The sequence below is a fragment of the Massilia sp. UBA6681 genome, assembly GCF_002454935.1.
Lineage (GTDB): Bacteria > Pseudomonadota > Gammaproteobacteria > Burkholderiales > Burkholderiaceae_D > Telluria > Telluria varians.
On record NZ_DKJX01000106.1, the window covers coordinates 3,606 to 3,911 of the forward strand.

Sequence of the window (306 nt, forward strand, 5' to 3'; positions counted from 1 at the left end):
CGATGCCGTTGTCGGAGACGGCAAGGACCAGCTGCTCGCCCTGCGTTTCGACTGACAAGGCGATCCTGCCGCCAAGCGGCGTGTATTTCGCGGCATTGGTCAACAGGTTCGCGATGACCTGGACCAGGCGCTTCTTGTCCCCGAGGACGACCGCCCCGGACGAGCGCAGGTCCAGCGCGAGCGCATGCTTGCGCGAATCGATCAGGGGCTGCGCCTGTTCGATGGCGCTCTTGATCACTGCGTCGATCTCGACCGCTTGCTGGTCGATCGATACCAGTCCCCGGGTCACGCGCGAGACGTCCAGCA

1 protein-coding gene is annotated in these 306 nt (G+C 64.7%); it reads right to left on the reverse strand.

Going from position 1 to position 306, the window contains the following annotated elements; genetic code table 11:
* Positions 1 to 306 (reverse strand): sensor histidine kinase (locus B2R83_RS20040; RefSeq protein ID WP_292044349.1); only part of this gene is annotated, 306 nt, incomplete at both ends.